Origin of the sequence: Paenibacillus camelliae (assembly GCF_023715345.1) — a bacterium.
Classification (GTDB): domain Bacteria; phylum Bacillota; class Bacilli; order Paenibacillales; family Paenibacillaceae; genus Pristimantibacillus; species Pristimantibacillus camelliae.
In genome coordinates this window covers 383199-402821 of sequence record NZ_JAMBNY010000001.1, presented here as the reverse complement: position 1 = coordinate 402821, position 19623 = coordinate 383199, and the positions used below count along the sequence as shown (strand labels likewise).

Below are 19623 nucleotides of genomic sequence, written 5' to 3'. Positions count from 1 at the left end.
GAAACAAATAATTGCCCGTTAAACCGCACATCTATCGCGTAAACGGGCAATTATTATTTACATAACAACAATCATTACACTTTATGGCTATAACTGCGCCAAAGCAGGTGTGCAGTAAGGATAAGAAGGCCAGTGATTAGACAGAGCAGTATGCTTGCTGGCCATAGGCTTTGCCAATGGAGCATGGAGACTTGCGGAGGTGGCTGCACGAAAACAGTCTGTTCTGGCGCTCCGGTAAGCTTAGCAATGATCCAGCTTAATGGCTTCCACAGCATAATTAGCAGCACGAAGCTTAAAGCGGCATGGATAAGTCGGTATCCTACGAACGGAAGAAGTTTGATGTCACGATGACGAAAAGTATAATAGGTTACCTGCAGAATACCGCTAATACCAGTAAAGCCTAGGCAAGCAGCAATTAATGCTAAAGCAACAACCGTATTCGTCTGCTGTGAAGCCCATTCGGCAATTGCAAAGCTGCCGACGTGTTGCTCAAGCAGCATTTGCTCTAGAAAAGGCAGCTGTGGCATAACTGCATTAAACACTGGATGTATAAAGGCTGCGAGCACTGAGGCAAAGATAATAAACCCGCCAACGATAAATAGCTTTTGTACGCTCCCATATACACTATCACCTAGTACCTGACCGAACGTTCTTCCGTCAAGCTCTCGTCCAAACTGCATGGCACTCGCAAAGTAAGGCTCCATATGCGAAGAGGAAGGCTTGAGAGCTGTCTTGTCGTGCCGCGAGGACAATCGTGTATGTGCAAGCATAAGCAGAAGTGCTGCAAGCCAAACTGACGCCAGTATAATATATCCGTAAAAAGGCAGCTGAAAGACGCCAGCGCCGATAATGACGATAATAAAGATAGGATTAGGTAGATGGATATAGGCGAGAAGACGTTGAGCTTGCGCCTTCGTCAGTTGACCGTCCTCAAGCAGCTTTATCGTTGGTTCAACGCCAGTTGGGAAACCGCAGCTCATACTCATTAGCAGTGGAATGCCTGCAGCTCTAGGTAGCTGCAGCAGGCGTGTGACAAAAGGTGCGAGCATCGCGTTAATGCCATGCAGCAAGCCAAACGCTAGTACTAATTCATATAGAATAAAAAAAGGTAGAAGTCCTGGAAATACAAGATTCCACCAGATCGTTATGCCAGATAGGGATGCTTGTAGTGCAACGTCTGGGGAGAGCACAACGGATAGCACGAGAAACAGCATCGTGAGTGCGATAAATATGGTTTTGTGCAACACAATCTCTCCTTTGAGCATGAAGTTGGACAACTCAGTCCCTTATTGTTACGCGAAAAATTGCAAAATTAGAACAAGCTAGGAGTGAAAGAAATTGAGGCAGTCATATATAAAGATACGGACTGTGCTCATAACGATTGTCGTTACTACTGTCATTATGATGATTTTACTTTATGCCCCTTCTCCCTTTGTCGTACTGAAGCCAGGTATTGCCGTTCCGGCACAGGGGTATATACAGACACATGAGCATACATCGTTGTTTTATGAGCAGAATTCACAGGAGGCTGAGCAACAGCAAGAAGAAGGTGAGCTGCTGCTGACTGCTGTCCTCCTTGCAACGCCGAATTTATGGGAGATGCTAGGGTCACTTGTATCACCAAAAGATGAAGTTAGACTAAAGACGGATGTAATAGGAAGGTCATCGATGGAAGAGTACGCCGCTAGAGTTACCACCATGATGCGAGGTTCTCATAATCATGCGCTTGAAGCGGCGTATCGGTACTTGAACATTCCTTATTCTATACAGCCACAGAAGCTTATTGTTCAGCAGCCAAGCACTTGCTTAATCGTGTGTGGTTTTTTTGAAGCAGGCGATGAGATTGTTGCTGGAGTGAATGCAATAGGAGAGGAAGTAATTATTCATAGCGTTAGCCAGCTCCATGCTTGGCTTACGAACCAAGAGGCAGGAGAAAAGGTTCATCTGATCGTGAAGCGGGGGGATGAACGGCTGCAGAAAACGATCACTCTTCATGATGATGATTTGCTCCTAGATAAAGAAAAGCTCGTATATGATCGACTACAGGTCGAAAGCTATATTGAGCTTAGGTCAGTAATATCAGATGATCCGGACTACCATCTCGATATTGCGACTGATAATATTGGTGGGCCTTCAGCCGGACTTGTGCTTGCATTAACGATAATCGATCAGCTGACACCTGGTGATCTAACGAAGGGCAAGAAAATTGCTGTTACAGGAACGATTAATGCAGAAGGTGAGGTAGGGAGCATTGGAGGAATCGTTCAGAAAGTATATTCCACCAGCGAGCAAGGTGCACAGATCTTTATTGTTCCGAAAGGAAATGAGGAAGAAGCTCGTCGAACGTTAAAAAAGTTAGATCATACGATGGAAATTCATGGTGTATCTACATTGGAGGAAGCGATGCAGGTGCTTGCTTCACTCCAATAGCATATATACATGTTCCAATGCCAACTAAACTAGCTATACGCGAATGGGTGGTCTGCTATAATCAGATAGCTGGAGCTTCGGTATTTCAGACGAGTACGCTTGCATATAACAGCTTGTCGCAGCGATATCGAGCTGTAAAAATACGGAAGGGTCCTTAAACTGCGCAGGGGTATGAATAATTGGGAGCTTCGCTTGTTTCTTCATGTGCTTCAGTAGCTGTTGACCTTTATCTGTAAAGCCAAGTACCCGCAAATACTGTACGCCCGAAGCCAGCGCATCTCTTGTAAAATGCTGCTTATGGTGCTGAAGCAGAACAGCTAGAAGTGCACGTTGCAGCTTTGTCCGCGTATAGCGCTTAGTTTTAGCAGCATCCAGTAGCTTATGGACAGAGTAATGCGATGTATTCATAGCACAATGTTTAAGACGGTGCTCTAGTCCTTCCTCCATTTCTCGAAATGAGGCAAGCTGTGAATCAGGTGTTACTGCAAGCTGATAATACAGCTGTAATGCAAAGTGCTCCCAGCTCATTGCCTGTTTCTTGCTATGTATGAGCTCGCGCTGTAAGATTGAGAAGGTTGAGGCAGGAATGTAGGAGGAGATATCATCTAGCTGGTTACCCTCCAACAGCAATCTGCGAATAGCAGTAGCGCTTGCAATACGATCGTGATGCGGTGAGTCATCGTTGTACTGGGCTTGCTCACGTGCAATCGTATACGGTGTTATTCTGCTTTGTAGTCGCTGAAGTGCGACAAGATAATGTAAACCTAGTGTGTGATTCGGTTGATCCAGGGCAATAGGATTTTGCGACCAAGCTGGTGTATGCTCAAGCAGCTCAGTTAAAGCACTGCTGAATGCTTTGGGATAGCTTACACCTTGCTTAAGCTGCTCCTGGAGTAAATGCTTTATCTCATCACTTGAGTCTGCAGAGATGAAGCTGGCTGCTGCTTGAAGCGGCTTTAATTGTCCGCTTTCCGTGCCAAAGCATATAGCGTCAACGACACCCGTTGCCTCTAATAGAGCAACAGCGCCATAAGCAAACCATTCTGCTGAGGACGTTGCATAAGCAACAGGCAGCTCTAGCACAAGGTCACAGCCACCGGCAAGTGCCATTTCTGTTCTTGTCCATTTATCAACTAATGCCGGCTCTCCTCGTTGTAAAAAGTGGCCGCTCATGACGGCTACGACAGCGTCTCGGCTCGTTATTTGTTTGGATTGTTGCAAATGATGCAGATGTCCATTATGGAACGGGTTGTATTCTACAATAAGACCGACAGCCTTCATCCAATCTTCCTTTCTATGCTATCGTACTACTCTCACTATAGCATAATGCTAAGAAGTGGAACAAAGGTTATGTTCATCCATAAAACAGTGGTAATATTCTTGACAAAATAGGAGCAGGATAGCTATAATAAACTTTGTCTGTTTGGGGTGATATTATGCAGTTTCGTTTGAAAGATCTATTAGCGAAAGATCAAACAGTGATCGTGAATGAACAACTAGATGTATCTAAGCTTTTTTCTAATCGTCAAGATGTAATTAAGACAGGCCCTCTACATATCAACTTAACACTTACTCCTGTGGGTGAGGAAGTTGAAGTAAAGGGAAATCTTGAAATAGATATGGAATTAGCCTGCTCTCGTTGCCTTGAGCCAACGCATACGCACTCAATCATTCCATTCGCTGAGCAATTCAGACCTGCTTCATCGGAAGAAATTAGCGAAGATGAAGACGAGGAAGAAAATGATGTGGTCTTGATTACTGATGACCGCCTAGATCTAACACCATATGTGGAGGAGTATGTGCAATTATTTATGCCTTTTGCTCCACTATGTAAAGAGGATTGCGAAGGTCTTTGTCCGCAATGCGGCAGTAATCGAAACGAGCAATCATGTCAATGTAGTAATGAAAGAATCGATCCGCGATTAGAAGCGCTGAAAGATTTTTTTAAGGAATAATATTCCTTGAATTTGTGAAGGAGGTGGAAAATATGGCAGTACCTCAACGTAGAACATCCAAGACTCGCCGTGATAAACGTCGTACGCATTTCAAACTTGCAGTTCCAGGCATGGTGAAATGTGAGCAATGTGGAGAGCTTAAACTAGGTCACCACGTTTGCAAAGTTTGTGGATATTACAAAACAAAAGAGATTATTTCTCAATAATAATCATGTTTATGGGGCTGTCCCGAAAGTTAACTAACTTCGGGGCAGCTCTTTTTTTATGCAAATTTTCGAATGCCAAAGTTTTTCCCCCGCTATTTCATTTCATAGGTCATACTCCTTCAATGAAAATGTTCCAAAAATCCGTCCATAAGCTCCAAAGAATCGCGCTGTCGTGCTGCTGAGTGGAATTGCTATACTTTTATCGAATTTAAACATCCATTCATTAGCGACGAGTACATTTCTTGGAGGTATGAACAATGAGTATGTATATAAACCCACTTCAAATTACGGTTGCTCCTGAGGCACTGCTTTATCGTACGTTTAACGCTGAGGCGAATCCCGATCCTTATGTTTTGAAATATAATGGACGTTACTATGCCTATACAACCTCCGGTGACGGCGTAACCATGCTCTGCTCTACCGATATGATTCATTGGACGCATTGCGGTTATGCCTACCAGCGAGAAGGTCATGCTGATTACTGGGCACCTGCAGTGTTCTATGATAATGGCTTGTTTTATATGTATGTATCTTCGAGACCAATTGGAGAAGCAGATGTGCATTATGAATACTTACAGGTGGCAGTTGCAGAAACGCCATCTGGGCCATTTCGGTTTGTGAAGCAGTTATTTTCAACCTTCACCATTGATGCTCATGTTGTAAGGGATACAGACGGCAGTTTAGTGATGCTGTACTCTACGAATGAAACGCTCGGCATTGATGACCTTCGACCAGGCACAGTTATTTTAGCAGATCGGATGATAGATCCATTAACACTTGAAGGAAACCCTAAGCTAATCGTAAAGCCTACACTTGATGAAGAGATTTATGAGCACAACCGCTTTGGTGATGGACGAAACTGGCATACGATCGAAGGAGCGTTTTATCTAAGGCACCGTGATATGCATTACATAATGTACAGTGGAAACGCCTTTACGAAGCCTCACTATTACATTGGCTATAGCACAGCCCAGCACCAAGAAGGTGAATCTATAACAAACTTATCCTGGTCTAAGCATCCTGATAACGAAACGTATCAGCCCTTACTGCGACAAAATGAAGCTGTAGAGGGTGTCGGTCATAACAGTGTTGTGAAAGGACCGAACAATGTAGAGGACTGGGTAATTTACCACGGACGGGACCGCGTGCCGGCGCAAGGCTATACAGAGGGTGGCGGAGATGAGGAGCGTCGCCAAATGCGAATGGATCCGTTGCTTTGGCTTGGTAAGGAGCTGTGGGTGCCAGGCCCAAGCAGCACGATGCGATATGCACCAGAGCAACCAAGCTTTCGCGAGTTATTCGATAATAATTGTGATGACACTTTAACCAGCAGCTGGCATCAAACGGCCGGTCAGTGGCATGTGAAGGATGGAGAGCTGCAGCAGCAAAGTACGCTTGGCAAAAGCAAGCTGCTGCTTAAGCAAAGTTATGCCACTAGCTTATTTGAAGCTAACGTTCGCTGGGAGCCACATCATATGGGTGGTCTGTACGGTGTAGTCATTACTTACGCAGATGACCAGCATTACGCAGAACTGCTGTTAGATGCAGGAAAGCGTACGATTGGTTTATATGAAGTGATGGGCGGTGTTAAGCTGCCTCCGCAAGCAGTGAGTGTTCAGAAGGATTTTTCCTTCGCTGCCTATCACCAGCTGCTTATAGCCGTTCATGGTAAACACATGACGGTAACATTAGATGGGATAGCTGTGCTAACAGCAAAACTTCAGGCATTGCGGTGTGGTGAATTACCATGCTTCGGCTTGTCAACTCACTATACGTCAGCTTATTTTTCGGGTGTTTCATTAACTGGACATCTTGCATTTGATAGGGGCACAGCAGTTGAGCTCATGCGATATATTCGAGCGAAGGAAGGGCTGTGGCGTATTGAAGGTGATGCTCTGCAAGGAAGATCGTGTGGACAAGGGACGGCGATCGAATTATATAATCCATTCGCAGAGGCTTCTAGCAAGCTGCGGCTTGATCTGCTCGGAAAACTTGGACAATGTGAGTTGAGGTTGAAGCTGCAATCAAAAAGTCCATCTCAACACGTGGAGCATACGCCACCTACTGCATCGAATGCAAAAGTAAAAAGTGTTGTGCTCCCTACAGCTGAAGTGAAAAGCCATACTACTCTACATCTTCGGCATCAAGCAGATAGATTGGAAATATGGTATGACCGCCAGCTGTTAGTCAGTGAAGAATGGACGGAGCAGCTGCATAATCTGACGCTCGATTGTAGCCATGATCTCACCATAGAGGCATGGGAGTGGACAGTGTTGTCCTCCTAAAAAATTGTCTATGACATCAAAATATATGACATACTTTTCCTCCGGCTCAAGGCTTAACATTATGAGCAAGCACAACAATTAATGTTAAATCATGAGGGGGAAATGAAGATGAGGAAAAAAGGGTCAATGCTAGTTACGCTTATCATCATGGTCACACTTATTGCGGCGGGCTGCTCAGGAGGGAATACGAACAATACGACTAATGATAGCACCTCACAAGGCAATAAATCACAAAGCAGTAACAGCGAGAATACGAAAAAGGGAAAAACAAAGCTATTGTTTTGGTCGCCATTCTCTGGCGCAGATGGTCCGTTTATGAAAAATATTGTTGATAGCTATAACGCTTCGCAGGATCAGTACAGTATGGAGTTTGTTATACAGCCCAATGGTGAGTATTACAAGATGCTAGACGTTGCATTGAACGCTTCTAAGGATAGTCCAGATCTCGTTATTATGCATCTGGATCAAATACCAACGTACCAAAGCAAAGGTCAGCTTCAGGCCATAGATGATCTCGCAGCAAATGCTGGAATTAGTAAGGCAGATTACGTCGAGGCGCCGATTGATTATGCAACGATTGATGGAAAGTGGTATGGCATCCCGCTAGATATTCATCCACTTGTCATGTATTACAACAAAGATCTGTTTGAAAAAGCAGGTATTACCTCTGTACCAACGAACCGTGCAGAATTCGATGCAGCCGTTGAAAAGCTTACTGATCAACAAGCGAATGTATATGGCTACGTTGTACCAACGTTATGGCCGCAGCAATTTATCTTCCCGACTTTAGTGTGGCAAAATGGTGGAGAGCTATGGGATGGTGATAATGTAGCCTACAATTCACCAGAAGCAGTGGAGATGATCGAATGGATGCGAGGTCTTATTGATAAAGGAGTCTCTCCTTCCAATGTACAACAGGATGGCGAAAATACGCTATTCCTGCAAGGGAAAAATGCGATCCAGTTTAATGGACCATGGATGAAATCACAATTTGATGAAGCGGGACTTAATTTTGGAGTAGCACCCGTTCCGCAAATCGGTAAAGCAAAGCCAGCAGTGTTTGGTGGTTCTCATAACTTTGCAATTCCGCAAGGGGTTACAGATGAAGGTATTTTAGCGGGAATTGGTGACTTCTTAAAATATGTATCCTCCAACTCTCTAGACTGGGCGGAATCTGGTCAGGCGCTTGCATCTAAGCCAATGCTTGAAAGCGCTGAGTTTAAGGCATTGCCTCAAAGCGCCATTGCAGAAAGCTTCTCTTATGTACAGTTTGCACCGAATGTGTTGAACTGGCCGACTATTTCTGAGCCGATCTGGGGCGAGCTGAACAATGCACTACTAGGCAATAAGCCAGCACAACAGGCGATGGATGATGCTGCAGCTAAGTCGCAACAGGCGATCGGAAAATAATTAGCTTAATAATGGGAGAGGGACGGAATACGACCGTCCTTCCCTTTTTGTAGGAGGTCATGAGTGTGAAACCAACGCTAAAATCCCGAATTAGCTCCTCGCTGTTTGCATTGCCCTATACATTATGCTTTGCGGCATTTCTGCTATTTCCGATTTGCTACGGCTTCTATATTAGCCTGCATGATTTTGAATTGCTCTCGAAGGAGCATCCTTTCGTCGGTCTAAGCAACTATATCGCTATCTTTACTCCGAACAGTTATGAGAATGCACTGTTTTTTCGCGGGCTATGGGCCACGATTCAGTTTGTTATATTCTCGGTGCCGTTGCTTATTATCGCAGGGCTAGCAATTGCGATGCTGGTCAATGCGTTGCCAAGTAAACTAAGAGGTCTATTCCGTACATTTTATTTCATTCCGTATGCGTTGTCCGCATCGGTTATGGCTGTTATTTGGTTAATGATGTTTGATACGAACGCAGGCTTTCTGAACAGCATGCTTCAAAAGCTAGGGGGCCAATCGATACCGTGGCTAACAGGTACACCGTGGGCGTGGGTCTCGCTAATTATAACAACATTATGGTGGACGATCGGCTTTAATATGATTATTTTTATTAACGCACTGAATCAGGTACCAGAGGATTATTACGAGGCAGCTTCAATAGATGGTGCCAGCTCCTGGAGTAAGTTTATATATATTACATTACCTACAATTCGTCCTGTTATGCTGTTTGTAATGATTACATCGACGATTGCGTCATTCAACATTTATGCTCAGCCGTTTCTGTTAACACGCGGCGGGCCTGGCGATACGACTCGTGTACTTCTAATTAACGTACTTGATCATGCATTTATTCGGAAAGAGGTAGGCTCAGCATCGGCTATGGCAATTATTATGGCTCTGATCATCATTATCATTTCTCTCGTTCAATATCGATTAACCTATGGACGAAAGGAGGGGAACTAGTATGCACAAGCTGCGAAAAGCATTGCTTATTATCGTTGCAATTTTATTGGCAGCAGTCATGTTATTGCCACTTGTTTGGATGATATCTACTTCCCTAAAAAATGATTTTGAAGCACTTGCAGGGCAGATGAATTTTATCCCGAAAAAGCCGACCATAGATAACTATATTCAAGGCCTTAATGGTGAATTAATGAATGTACCGATTATGCGCTGGATTACGAATTCCTTATCAATTGGTATCATCGGTACCGGAATTATATTGCTCATTGATTCCATGGCTGCTTATGCTTTAGCAAGACTACAGGATATGATGTTTCGTAAAATACTATTTTCGATGTTTATCGCATCCCTAATGATTCCTGGCGTTCTAACCTTTCTTCCTATGTATATGGAGTTTAATGGGCTGGGCTTAATTAATACGTATGCTGCACTGATATTACCGTATACAGCAGGTGCTTTTGGTGTGTTTCTGTTATATCAATTTTTCATATCCTTTCCGAAGGAAATAGAGGAAGCGGCTCGGATCGATGGCGCGAATAAGTGGCAAATTTATTCCAGGGTCGTCCTGCCTTCGTCGGTTTCTATTATGGTTACGCTAGGTATCTTCACGTTTATGGGCATATACAATGACTTTGTGTGGCCGTTATACGCGGCAACCTCACCAGATATGCGTACGATTACTGCCGGTATTGCACTAATGTCGCAAGGCAGCTATACACAGGCTTATGGTAAGCTTATGGCAATGACAACCATAGCTGCGTTGCCTGTGCTCATTATTTTTATGATTGGCCAACGTTTTTTTGTAAAAGCCATTATCCAATCGGCGGTTAAATAGTCGTTAAAAGGGAGCTTGCTTTATGAATCAGAAACGTATATCTCTTTTGGCGGCTCTTGTAGCTGCCATTGTAATCCTTGTCTTACTGTGGATCGTGCTAGGTAGAGATCACGGTAATTCGGCAGATCAGAGGGGAGATGCTATAATGACTACCTATTCTGGACATGGTGGAACGTTCAAAAATCCGATCGTCGATATGGATACACCTGACCCGAGTGTTGTTTACAAGGATGGTTTTTACTATATGACATTTACGCACAATGGTGCTGATATTATGGTGATGAAATCTCGAACAATAGATTTTCGTCACGTAAAGCGTAAAGTTGTTTGGTATCCGCCCTTTGGTACGATGTACTCCGCTAATCTATGGGCACCGGAGCTGCAATATATTCAAGGCAAGTGGTATATTTACTTCGCTGCGGATGATGGGAACAATGAAAATCATCGAATGTATGTGTTAGAGGCAGTGAGTGATGATCCGCTAGGCGAATACGAATTTCGCGGAAAAGTTGATGATGGCAGCGATAAGTGGGCCATTGATGGGTTAGTGATGGAGCATGAAGAGCAGTTATACTTTGTATGGTCAGGGTGGGAAGGTGACGTTAACATTAGTCAGAATACCTACATTGCACCGATGAGTGATCCACTGACGATTAGTGGCCCGCGTGTACTGCTTAGTGAGCCTCTATATGAATGGGAGCGAGCAGGGGGGCCGCCGTATATTCAAGAAGGGCAAGCGATATTGAAGCATAATGGTCGATTATTTATTGCTTATTCGGGAGCGGGTAGCTGGACACCGTTTTACAGTATCGGCTTACTTGCCCTGCAGGAAGGCGGTAATCCACTGGAACCAGAGCATTGGAGTAAGGTAGAGCAGCCTCTTATGAAGATGAACGAAGAAATCGATGTTTTTGGACCTGGTCACAATTCATTTACTACATCCCCTGATGGGACTGAGACATGGATCGTTTATCATGCGACAAGTGGTATCCATGACGGCTGGAATAATCGCAAGGCACGTGCTGAACGTGTAGCTTGGGATGATCAGGGCATGCCTATACTAAACGGTCCGTTAGCCATTGAAACAGCAATTGCTGTCCCTGCTGGAGAAGGTATATATTACGCTAAGCATGCTAAGGTTGCGGACGGAGAGCTTCTGTTTGAGTTAATTCCATCACGACATGCAACTGAGATGCCCATCCTGCTTCATTACCGTAGCGAAGGCTCAGACAGCTCTGCAGTATTATTCGTTAACGAGGAGGAATGGGGCGGTGTAGAGCTAGCAGAAACGGCACATCAAGACATTGGCTATGTATGGGTGATTGTCCCGTTTAATGAAGGCATGAATACAATTAAAGTGCAGCTAGAAGAAGGGGCAGCGTTAGAAGCAATAGAAATTACACGATATGAGGCTGAGAATGCACAAGCTGGTAAGGGAGCATATGCTGAAAGTAATCCTTTCGCTTCAGGCTGGGGCGCGGTACTCGGAGATTCCACAGATGAAGGTGAGCTGCAGTTTTCAAATTTTGTAGTACCAGAAGCAGGGGAATATGAACTACGTATCGCAGCCTCCAATCGTGGAGACGCAGAGCAGCAGCTTCAGATCTCCATCAATGGTAAAAAAGCTAAGGTGATAACGATTGAGCCAGGAGAGCGTCAGCATTTCAACACAATTTTACTATCAGTTAAATTAGATAAAGGTATAAATGAAATCGTTATCAAAAATTTGTCGTCAGCTATCGCGCTTGACTATATAGATATATTAAAATCGTAGATACAACAATTAAGTAATAATACATCGTTTGCAGTCAGTTTGCTGGCGAGGGGGAAGCGTCACAAATGTTAGGATATCGGGTGAGCTATGCTAGGCGATGCTTATTGGTGCTAGCGATAGGTATATTGTTTAGTGCTTTAAGTGGATGTTCCAACGAATCTGAGGTGCAGCCTGTTCCTCAGATTCGTAAGGAGGCAGTACTGCTGGAATACTGGACGCCCTTTAGTGGTGGAGACAATCAATTTATGACGGAGATGGTGGAGCAATTTAATAAGGAACAGGATGACATCTATGTCGTTCAGACGAATTCACGTCTTGATGATTACTATTCACGTCTACGTACTGCGATCTTGTCAAGTAACGCTCCTGATATAGCGATTATTCATACGACAAGTATGCCTCAATTCGTTCAGAATGGATACATAGAGACGGTTACAGATATCGCTGAACAAGTAGGCCTTGATCTTAGCCAGCTTAACTCGAACATTCGTGAGTCTACGGAATATAACGAGCAGTCCTATGCTGTTCCATTAGATACCCATGCCTTGGTCATGTATTATAACAAGCAGCATTTGCGAGAGGCGGGAGTGTTAGACGAAGCAACAGGCAGGCCGTTGATAGAGCCTGGTGAAGAGGGGTTTCAGAAGTTTCTAGAAAAGATTCGTGAAGCTGTGCCATCTGACGTGGCGCCGATGGCTATGCCAAGCACTAGAATTGATTCGGTTTGGCTATGGTGGAGCTTATATAATCAGATGAATGATGGTGGATCATTTTATAATGAGCAAGGAAAAGCATCCTTTAATAACCCGCAAGCTTTAAGAGCGCTGACCTTTATTAATGGCTTGTATGAGCAGGAGCTTATACCTCCGAATATTAATGATTCGTTTAAGGCTTTCTATGATGGCAACGCGGCGGTGCTGTTTTTAGGAATGTGGGGTACCGGTGCATTCGAAAAATCAACAGAGCTTGACTTAGGCGTTGTAACCGTCCCTGTGTTGTATGATCGCCCTGCCCAGTGGGGAGATTCTCATTCCTTGGCCATACCGAAAAAACACAATATGACCGATGAAAAACGTAAAGCTGCCATGATATTCTCGAAATGGATGGTTGAGCATGGTGAACAATGGGCGAAAGCAGGACATGTGCCTAGTATGACACAGGTAGTGGAGAGCGAGACGTTTAATCAGCTAAAGTATCGTAGTGATTATGCAGCGGCTGCCGATTATGTTGTATACTGGCCGCGTCATCAAAAGCAATGGTCCATGATTGAAATACTGATTAAAGAATTTGAAAAAATGATATACGGGAAGCAGACACCGGAGCAAGCGCTACAACAGGCAGAACAGCTCGTTAATGCAGCGATGGAGGAGTAGTGGTCATGATAAACAGGATTGCTAATCCGGTAAAGGCCTTCAAAAATCAAGAGCTCGCTCGTAAATTAATATTGATTAACTGTGTACTTATTCTAGTTCCCTTAGCAGCGATGGGGGTATATACGTTTGCCAGCTTTCAAAAGGCTATGGAGAAAAACGTTGGTACTTATCAATTACAAACGTTAAAGCAAGTGACGCTTAACATTGATACTTATATGAATGAACTTGACCGACTGACATTGATGCCTTATTCCTATAAAGAGGTAATGGATTTTATATCATCGGAGCGTGAATCCGGGCAGCCCTTAACGCTTGAGGAGATAGATAGCTTGAACCGCTTCGTTTCCTCGATTTTTATTAACGGACGATTAGATATTATGGGGGTGTCGTTGTACGGCGAAAAAGGAGCATCCTATGTCGTCCTGCCGGAAAGTCAGTATTTGACTACCTATAAGCTGGATGAAAGTGCAGATTGGCTCAAGCAAGCTCGCAGCCGATTTGGCCAGCCAACCTTTATTACGACGCATGAAATTTTATCGACAAGTGGTACAGCCTATCAAGTATTCTCGATAGCAAGAGAGCTGAGGAGCTTCGATACGGGGCGCACGCTAGGATATATTGTTATTAATATTGATCCTGTCAGTGTACGTAAGCTGCTTCAGCAAACAGACACAAGCGAGCAAGAAGTATTGTATATTATTGACGGTCAAGGGATGCCTGTCATTAGACAGGATGAATCTCAGCCCGTTTTAGAGCTTGGAGCATTGAGCGGACAAGGCGTACTGCATAGCTATGGATCGAGTAAGGATAAGCAGCTAATCGCTTATGTAACGTCTGAAGTAACAGGCTGGACAACGATTAGTGGTGTTCCAGTGAAGGAGCTCATGAAGGACAGCTTAGTTGTTAGAAATTCGATAGCCCTTGCATTGTTTATATGTATTGGTCTAGCCATTCTTGCGTCTGTCGTTGTTGCTTACCGTATTACACTGCCTCTGCGCAAGTTAAGTCGATTAATGCGTAAGGTGGAGCAAGGGGAGTTGCTTGTGCAATTTCCAGTTCAATCTGGAGATGAGGTAGGTCGCCTAGGTCATTCCTTCAATATGATGGTTTCTAAGCTAAGCGAGTTAGGCTATTTGCTCTATGAAACAGAAATTCGTGAGAAGGATGCACAAATCGCAGCACTTCAATTTCAGATCAATCCACATTTTCTATACAATACACTTGGCTCGATCAGTATGCTCGCGGAGGTAGAAGGCAATCGTGAAATTGTGACGATGTCCAACAATTTAGGCCGGCTCATGCGTTACAGCTTAAGTAATCATAGAGATAAGGTAACACTTCGTGATGAACTGATGCATGTAAACGGCTATATGAGTATTCAAAAAATACGCTATGAAGAACGTATTCAATATATAGAGCACATCGATAACGAAGCCTACGATCTACTAGTGATTCCATTAAGCATTCAACCGTTGGTCGAAAATGCAATTAATCATGGCATTGATAAAGGTGTCGGTAACGGCAGCATTTGTTTAAGAGCAGCTATCCATAGAAACACGTTAACGATCATTGTAGAGGATGATGGAATCGGTATAGATCAAGAGAGTCTTGAGCAGCTGCGTAAGCGATTAAAAACCTCGAAGGAGCTGGGTGGACAGTCAGGTAATGGACTATTAAATGTGCATCGAAGAATCTTGCTCCACTATGGTGAAGGCTATGGCATCACACTGGAGAGCATGCCGTATCAAGGTCTGAAGGTCAATATGACGCTACCGGTTCAACGATTTGTTGAGCCACCGACTATTTAGCTGTTACTTAGCAGAAGAGGGAAGGGAGCGCGGGGATATGCCAACAATGATGATTGTGGATGACGAAGCAATTTTCCGTAGAGGCCTGCGAGCTATGATAGCTGCTTCTGATAAGGAATGGGATATTGTAGCCGATGCTCGTGATGGCTATGAGGCACTTGAACTGCTTGAACAACACAGACCTGATGTTGTTTTAACAGATATACGTATGCCGAGAATGGACGGATTACAGTTGCAGAGAATTGCCCGCGAACGTTTTCCAGAGCTACAAGTAGTTGTCATTAGCGGCTATGAGGATTTTACCTACGCCCAGCAGTCTATGCGAAGTGGGGCGAGGGATTATTTGATGAAGCCAGTAGAGCGTGAGGAATTGCTCAGAGTACTATCGTCTGTAAAGCAAGATTGGCTTAATAAACATAAAGAACATGATCACGACGTAGTGCCAGAAGGGCAAGAGCTGCGACAGCAGGTAGCTGCACAGCTTGTTGCTGGTATTATGCAAAGCAACGTTCAACAAATGCATCTTGATCTGCTATCACAGATTGGGATCGAGCTGACCGATCCTTATTACAACTGCATGGTTATTAAGCTAGATAAGGATTCTGTTGATAATGATCGTTATCGTACAACTGATCCTTCACTTTTCCAGCTCTATATTCAACAATTTGTGCAAGAGATGATTCAATTCCGTATGAAGGGCTTTAGCTTCGTTTTTTCCGATACGGAGGTGGCAGCACTCGTAAATTTACCTGATGCGGCGGAGGGTGAGAGGCAGTTATTGAAGCTGGCAGAGTCTGTACGTATGCAGATTAAGTCGTTATCTAATTTGACGGTTACGATCGGTGTTGGTCGACCAGTAAAAGGATTTGAGTCGATGCTTACAACGTTTCGCGAAGCGCAGATGGCACTTATCTACCGTCTTGTTGTAGGTGGTGATAAGGTTTTGGAATATGAGCAATCAGTTAAGCATCAACTCTTCCAGTCGGAGCGCAAAAAATGGTCGTGGGAAGCGCTGGAGCGAGCGATTAATGAGGGCCGCTTACATGGAATCGATGACTTAGTGGATTCCGTCATTATAGAGCTATGTCAGCAGGCACAGACACCTGAGCTAGTGCACCAGCAAATCTGTAAGCTGCTGATCCATTATTATGAACGTTCAGAGGATCTAGGCCTTACAAAGGCTTGGCTCGGTGGACGGGATATTCGTAAGCTGCTTATTGATATTTGCTCTATTAGCTCGCGTGGTGAGCTCATGGAGGTGAGCCGTCAGCTGTTTGGCAGTTTAACTGCGGTGATCGCTGCAGGGAATAGGCAACTGGACAGCGATCCAGTTGCAATTGCTTTACACTATATTGAGCAGCATTATGTTGAGCCTATAACTTTAACGGACATTGCAGAGCATGTGTACTTAAATTCAGCGTATTTTAGTACGTTATTTAAGCAGAAGGTCGGTAAAACGTTTATTGAGTACGTAACGGATTTGCGTATTGAGGATGCGAAAAAGAGACTAGCATCAACAGATGAGAAAATAGCCAGCGTCGCTGACGCAACTGGTTTTTCAAACATCCGACATTTTAACCGTGTATTTAAAAATGAAACGGGCTTAGTGCCGAAGGAATACCGTGAACGGGTACGACAGCGGCGGTATAAACATATTTAACATGCTGTTGACATGAGCATCGTTAGGTATCGCAGTCAACGAACGCTTCAAAACAAAAATGGTAGAGCGGTGATCCCTTTCACTTGCCTGCCATTTTTCTGTTCTACGCAACAATGCTTAGTTGTGAGTCTATCTCTATTATGCTATGCGCTACAGTATGAGTCTGTATCCATTATGCCTACATAAAAAATAAATTGCTATGACGAGCAATATCCTCTATACTAATTTAGTACCAGGTATTAAATCGAGCTACTAAATACACATAAAATTTGTGCATTAACCTAACACTTGAACAGGAGAGTGGTGCCCTCATGGCGAAGTTAAATAAACGCGAGCGGCATCAGCTGCTGATCCAATACATTAAAGAAAATCCATTCGTGACGGATCGAGAGCTGACAAGAGCATTGAAAGTAAGCATACAGACGATTAGATTGGATCGAATGGAGCTTGGTATTCCAGAGCTGCGCGAGCGGATGAAGGAAATGGCCGAGCGTTCCTACGATTCCGTGCGCTCATTGCAAATCGATGAAGTAATCGGAGAAATCGTTGATCTGCAGCTCGATCATAGTGGGATATCTCTTTTCGAGATTCGTGAGGAGCATGTCTTTACACGAACAGGAATCGCACGTGGACATCATTTGTTTGCACAAGCCAATTCGTTGGCGGTCGCAGTCATTGATTGTCCCATCGCTTTAACAGCTAGCAGTGATATTCGATTCTTAAGGCCTGTAAAGCTTGGCGAGAAATGTATCGCAAAGGCATATGTTCGCTCGAAGGATGATAGAAATAAATCGAAAGTCGAGCTCAACACGTACGTAGGCGATGAGCTTGTGTTTCAGGGGAATTTCGTTGTTTATCGTTCCGATGCGGCGAACACCCAAGGAGGAGAATAAAGTTGAAAATTGCAATAGATGCTATGGGTGGTGACTTCGCACCAAAGGAAATGGTTGCTGGTGCGGTCGCTGCTGCTAAGGAAAACGAAGATATTCAGCTATTGCTTGTCGGCGATGAAGCTCAAATAAAAATGCATTTGACTGAAGCGCAGCCGGGTAATTTGCATATTGTTCACGCAACAGAGGTAATTGAATCGGAGGATGAACCAGTCCGCGCCGTCCGTCGAAAGAAGGACTCCTCGATGGTTGTCGCTGGTAAGCTTGTGAAGGATAAAGAAGCTGATGCTATGCTGTCAGCAGGAAATACAGGAGCTTTGATGGCAACAGGCTTACTAGTAGTTGGCCGTATTCCGGGCATTGAAAGACCAGCACTAGCACCGCTATTACCATCATTGGACGGTGTAGGAATGCTTGCGCTTGATCTTGGTGCGAATATGGATGCGACACCAGAGCAGCTCTATCAATATGCAGTTATGGGAAGCATTTATCGCGAGCGCGCACAAGGCATGAAAGCACCGCGAGTCGGTCTGCTTAATGTAGGGACTGAGGATTCTAAAGGTAATGAAGTGTCTAAGGCTACATATGAGCTATTGAAGCAAAGTGAGCTCAACTTTGTAGGTAATGTGGAGTCAAAGCATATGCTTGAGCGTCCATGTGATGTGCTTGTATGTGATGGCTTTGCTGGAAATATAATGCTTAAATCGTATGAAGGAGCAGCATCTGTTATTTTCAAGCAATTAAAAACCTCATTTACCCAAAGCTTGCTGACGAAGGTTGCTGCAGCCATTATGCTGCCTAAGCTTAAAGGCTTGAAAAAAACATTGGACCCGAACGAATTTGGTGGTGCTTTGCTGCTTGGGGTCAATGGATGTGTAATGAAAATTCACGGTTCTTCAGACGCAAGAGCTGTGCAAGCCGCTGTTAAGCAAGCAAAAACAGCGATAAAGGGTAAGCTTATTGAATCGATTACTGCAGAGATCAACAAGGAGTGATTGGAGCTATGAATTCCAAATCAGTAGGGATATTAGGTGCTGGAAAATATGTGCCTGAGCAGGTGCTAACCAACCAGCAGCTAGAGCAAATGGTAGATACAAATGATGAATGGATTGTAACACGAACAGGAATAAAGGAAAGAAGAATAGCTGCAAGTGATGAAGCGACGTCTGATCTTGCCTATAAAGCTGCGGAGCAAGCGCTGCACAATGCCGGCTTAACAGCTAAGGATATCGATCTTATTATCGTTGCGACGGTTACACCAGACATGTTCTTCCCGTCAACGGCATGCTTGGTTCAGGAAAAGCTAGGTGCTACTTGTCCAGCATTTGATCTGTCAGCTGCATGCTCTGGCTTCATATACAGCCTGGCAACGGCTAACGGCTTCGTACAAAGCGGCTTGTATCGTAAGATACTCGTGATCGGAGCTGAAACATTGTCGCGGATTACAGACTACACCGATCGTAACACTTGCATTTTGTTCGGTGATGGTGCAGGCGCCGTTGTCGTCGGTGAGGTCGAGGAAGGTAGAGGCTTCCAATCGTTTGTTCTTGGTGCAGATGGATCGGGCGGCGAGCTGCTAAAGGTTGCAGGAGGTGGCTCTCGTAAGCCAGCTACGGCAGAAACGATTAGCAATAATGAGCATTCAATCCATATGGCCGGCAATGAAGTGTTCAAATTCGCCGTTCGAATTATGGGCAGTGCTGCTGAAGAGGCGATTGAGAAGGCGGGAATTAGCAAAGCTGATGTTGATCTTCTCGTACCACATCAAGCTAATATCCGCATCATTCAATCTTCCTTACAGCGTCTCGATCTTACAGAAGATAAAGCGCTAATCAACATTGATAAATATGGAAACATGTCAGCAGCTTCGATACCGGTAGCGTTAGCTGAAGCGGTAGAGCAAAACCGAATTGGTGAAGGCGATACATTATGCCTTGTAGGCTTTGGTGGCGGCCTAACCTGGGGATCTACGATCATAAAGTGGTAGGAGACAGGCGCAGTATCGTCCTATATAAGGAGAAACGATGCAACCCTT

16 protein-coding genes are annotated in these 19623 nt (G+C 44.4%); 14 read left to right on the top strand and 2 right to left on the bottom strand.

The features are described from left to right. Positions 1–74 precede the first annotated feature (74 nt). Entirely contained in the window at positions 75–1244 is a 1170-nt protein-coding gene (locus tag M3180_RS01920) for a hypothetical protein (protein ID WP_251665534.1), read from the bottom strand. Positions 1245–1338: 94 nt separating this feature from the next. On the opposite strand from M3180_RS01920, the gene M3180_RS01915 reads away from it, so the two are divergent. Beyond that, positions 1339–2430: a S16 family serine protease gene (locus M3180_RS01915; RefSeq protein WP_251665533.1), complete on the top strand. Its 1092-nt coding sequence runs from the start codon at positions 1339–1341 to the stop codon at positions 2428–2430. Between the two features lie 33 nt (positions 2431–2463). On the opposite strand, the gene M3180_RS01910 is transcribed toward M3180_RS01915, so the two are convergent. Continuing rightward, entirely contained in the window at positions 2464–3711 is a 1248-nt protein-coding gene (locus tag M3180_RS01910; RefSeq protein ID WP_251665532.1) for a nucleotidyltransferase, read from the bottom strand. Positions 3712–3866: 155 nt separating this feature from the next. Between M3180_RS01910 and M3180_RS01905 the strand changes: the two genes are divergently transcribed. The 13 genes from M3180_RS01905 to M3180_RS01845 all read left to right on the top strand — a co-directional run bounded on the left by M3180_RS01905 (position 3867) and on the right by M3180_RS01845 (position 19575). Next, complete coding sequence (locus M3180_RS01905; protein ID WP_251665531.1) at positions 3867–4385, top strand: YceD family protein; 519 nt, start codon at positions 3867–3869, stop codon at positions 4383–4385. Between the two features lie 32 nt (positions 4386–4417). Continuing rightward, the gene (gene rpmF / locus M3180_RS01900; RefSeq protein ID WP_015845071.1) at positions 4418–4591 is read left to right on the top strand and encodes a 50S ribosomal protein L32; all 174 of its coding nucleotides are present in this window, start codon (positions 4418–4420) and stop codon (positions 4589–4591) included. Between the two features lie 257 nt (positions 4592–4848). Then, positions 4849–6876 carry a glycoside hydrolase family 43 protein gene (locus M3180_RS01895; protein WP_251665530.1) on the top strand — a complete coding sequence of 676 codons (2028 nt, stop codon included), beginning with the start codon at positions 4849–4851 and terminating at the stop codon, positions 6874–6876. Between the two features lie 108 nt (positions 6877–6984). Further along, entirely contained in the window at positions 6985–8286 is a 1302-nt protein-coding gene (locus M3180_RS01890) for an ABC transporter substrate-binding protein (protein WP_251665529.1), read from the top strand. 65 nt (positions 8287–8351) lie between these two features. Further along, positions 8352–9248: a carbohydrate ABC transporter permease gene (locus tag M3180_RS01885; protein ID WP_251665528.1), complete on the top strand. Its 897-nt coding sequence runs from the start codon at positions 8352–8354 to the stop codon at positions 9246–9248. A 1-nt stretch (position 9249) separates the two neighbouring features. Next, complete coding sequence (locus M3180_RS01880; protein ID WP_251665527.1) at positions 9250–10083, top strand: carbohydrate ABC transporter permease; 834 nt, start codon at positions 9250–9252, stop codon at positions 10081–10083. A gap of 22 nt (positions 10084–10105) precedes the next feature. Further along, on the top strand, positions 10106–11857 hold the full coding sequence (locus M3180_RS01875) for a family 43 glycosylhydrolase (protein WP_251665526.1): 1752 nt from the start codon (positions 10106–10108) through the stop codon (positions 11855–11857). A gap of 65 nt (positions 11858–11922) precedes the next feature. Continuing rightward, the gene (locus tag M3180_RS01870) at positions 11923–13230 is read left to right on the top strand and encodes an ABC transporter substrate-binding protein (RefSeq protein ID WP_251665525.1); all 1308 of its coding nucleotides are present in this window, start codon (positions 11923–11925) and stop codon (positions 13228–13230) included. A gap of 5 nt (positions 13231–13235) precedes the next feature. Further along, positions 13236–15038 carry a cache domain-containing sensor histidine kinase gene (locus M3180_RS01865; protein WP_251665524.1) on the top strand — a complete coding sequence of 601 codons (1803 nt, stop codon included), beginning with the start codon at positions 13236–13238 and terminating at the stop codon, positions 15036–15038. Positions 15039–15075: 37 nt separating this feature from the next. Continuing rightward, the gene (locus M3180_RS01860; protein WP_251665523.1) at positions 15076–16698 is read left to right on the top strand and encodes a response regulator; all 1623 of its coding nucleotides are present in this window, start codon (positions 15076–15078) and stop codon (positions 16696–16698) included. A gap of 311 nt (positions 16699–17009) precedes the next feature. Further along, on the top strand, positions 17010–17591 hold the full coding sequence (fapR, locus tag M3180_RS01855; RefSeq protein ID WP_251665522.1) for a transcription factor FapR: 582 nt from the start codon (positions 17010–17012) through the stop codon (positions 17589–17591). A gap of 2 nt (positions 17592–17593) precedes the next feature. Next, positions 17594–18583 carry a phosphate acyltransferase PlsX gene (gene plsX, locus M3180_RS01850; RefSeq protein ID WP_251665521.1) on the top strand — a complete coding sequence of 330 codons (990 nt, stop codon included), beginning with the start codon at positions 17594–17596 and terminating at the stop codon, positions 18581–18583. Between the two features lie 8 nt (positions 18584–18591). After that, positions 18592–19575: a beta-ketoacyl-ACP synthase III gene (locus M3180_RS01845; RefSeq protein ID WP_251665520.1), complete on the top strand. Its 984-nt coding sequence runs from the start codon at positions 18592–18594 to the stop codon at positions 19573–19575. Positions 19576–19623: the final 48 nt, after the last annotated feature.